This window comes from Apibacter adventoris (assembly GCF_002964975.1).
Classification (GTDB): Bacteria; Bacteroidota; Bacteroidia; order Flavobacteriales; family Weeksellaceae; genus Apibacter; species Apibacter adventoris.
Window position 1 is genome coordinate 1 of sequence record NZ_PSZM01000009.1, and the last position, 2,371, is coordinate 2,371.

Sequence of the window (2,371 nt, forward strand, 5' to 3'; positions counted from 1 at the left end):
AGGGAGTAAATTCTATAAATCTTCTCTTATTCTCTTTCTGGAACATCCCGAACTCCAAGAATATTACAAATGGGACTTATTCAAAACCATTGAACTCCTCAGATTGCTCTGCATGGAGGAAGAGATTATTAAACAATAAAAAAACACCATAGCGAGGTTTTAATAAGTGTTTTAATATTTTATTTCTTAAATAACTTCAATCGAAACAGTTTACCATCTTTGCTTTCTACTATAATATTAGCTTGTTTAGAAGACAAACATAATTCATTTTCAAAATCGAAAATTAATGTATTTTCACTTTTTTTGGAGAAATCAAAAAAGTTATTCCCTTGTGGATATATTTCTTCTTGATAAAGAACATTATTATTTTTTACAAATATTATTTTATCAAAAACAGGATCTAATAATAATTGTGAATCTATATTCTTTAGTGACATGATATGATTATTACTTGGAGCTCCTTTTATAAAATAAACCGAATCCCAATCTATTTTTATAATATCTTTAATATTGACATAACAATTTTTATTTCTTAAATTTTTACAATTTGAATTGTAATATGATTTGATTTCTTTATAAAATTTTCTATTATCTAGACAACTACAAAGGACTAAAGACAATAAAAATATGATTAAATATTTAAAAATTCCTTGCATAATATTTTGATTAATTCGAAGGGTTATTAGTTCGACTATCTGTTGCTGTCTGCTCATTTGGATCTCTAGCTAAACCATTTAAATTTTTTATTCTCTCCTTATAACCTGATAAAAGATCTGTTGAATGGTACATACTCTACATGTTGTACTATTTGTGCGTCTAAGTTAGTAATATAACTGTTACTTCCCAAATGATCCGCATGATAATAATACTGCATCTTTTCATATTCTTCATTCCCTTTGCCGATTCCGCCTCCATAGGCTTGGAGTTTTTTATCCTTTCCTTCACAGCAGAAGCCTGCTCCGTTTACATAATCATTATGGTCTTTTCCATGCTAAGGCACTTCAAAATACGCATAGTTGTCTTTTATTTAGGGAGTGTAACCTCTGTACTTATTTTCTCTTTGGAACATACAGAACTCCAAGAACACAACAACTGGGACTTATTCAACACCATTGAACTCCTCAGATTACTTTGGATTATTTAAAAAATAAAAACCCGCTAATAGCGGGTTTTTTACTTATTTATCAAAGACTTTAATCATTCCTATTGTATCAGTAAACTGTGGATCTACTACATTTGTTCCTTTACTTTTCAAAAGCCTATAATATATTGTATCTCTGATTATGGGACTCTTAAGCCATATTTCATCTCTATGTATCGAATCTTTCATGTTAGGATTATCTTTTTTTAAATATATTATACTGAATCCTTTATACATTAGTTGAAAAGGATATTTTGTATCTTCCATAGTTAAAACCCTTGTATCTTCCATAGAATGCTTGCCATAGGTATATCCCTTCTCTATATAAAACATCCCTTCTGTTTTAATTGTATCCGGAACTACTATAAAAGGCACTTGCTTTACAAAAACTTTTCGCATTTTAGATTGTTCAATATCACCTCTTGTAGATCTACGATACTTCCATTTTTCATAACCATACCAACCTATATAAGAACTCAAATAAATTAAAAAGACTCCAAATATCATAGTAATTATAAGTATCTTATATAATATTTTAAACTTCATTCTTATTTATTTTTTTTCTATTTATTTTTAGATTTTTTTCTGTAGCTTGTATTATCACATTCTGACCTTGCTTTTGAAGTCCTTTATTGAGCATTTCAATTTGTTTTAATAACATAGCGGCTTGATTATTTGGAATTAATTGATGTTCTATTTTCTCATACCCTATTTTATCTGGTACATCTTTTCCATATCTATCTTCTATAACACCTTTCAAAGCAGCTTGTCCTGGATCTATACAAGATTGTCCAAATATATTATACCATTTAGCACTCGCTTCTTTCTTTGCTTTTTCATAGGCTAAATTATCTTCACTTGTATTGGATAATATTAGAAATGCTCTATCATAATTATGTTTTTCATTAGGATTAGCTGATTCATTAATTATACCTATTATTTCAGTTGCTTTTAATCCTGATCCTCTAAAATCATTTCCTATTCTTGTTTTTCGATTATATTTAATATTTCCTAAATCTGAATTTTTTGCTAGCCCTATCGGTTTTGCTCCTTCTCCAGTTCCATTCATCGATATATAGCGCCAACCGTCTTTATCATTCCCTATCAGAACTGCTGAATGCCCTAAACCATATACAGAATTACTATCATAAAGAATAATTATATCTTCCCCATCTGGATCTACAGCATTTACTGACCTATTATGAACATAAGAATATACACTTAAATTCT

Annotated in this window: 3 protein-coding genes; all 3 read right to left on the reverse strand. The window is 28.9% G+C overall.

What is annotated here, in order from left to right:
- Positions 1-179: 179 nt before the first annotated feature.
- Positions 180-713 (reverse strand): hypothetical protein, encoded by a 534-nt coding sequence (locus tag C4S77_RS02935; RefSeq protein WP_105245970.1) that lies wholly within the window; start codon positions 711-713, stop codon positions 180-182.
- Positions 714-1,177: 464 nt separating this feature from the next.
- Complete coding sequence (locus C4S77_RS02940; RefSeq protein WP_146106022.1) at positions 1,178-1,687, reverse strand: hypothetical protein; 510 nt, start codon at positions 1,685-1,687, stop codon at positions 1,178-1,180.
- Positions 1,677-2,371: hypothetical protein (locus tag C4S77_RS12915; RefSeq protein ID WP_181042791.1), on the reverse strand; the 695-nt coding region annotated here is incomplete at its 5' end. The genes C4S77_RS12915 and C4S77_RS02940, both read right to left, overlap by 11 nt.

Bases quoted from the DNA above. Each gene is read 5' to 3' on its own strand.
- C4S77_RS02940 (WP_146106022.1), bottom strand. From the start codon at position 1,687: ATGAAGTTTAAAATATTATATAAGATACTTATAATTACTATGATATTT.
- C4S77_RS02935 (WP_105245970.1), bottom strand. From the start codon at position 713: ATGAGCAGACAGCAACAGATAGTCGAACTAATAACCCTTCGAATTAAT.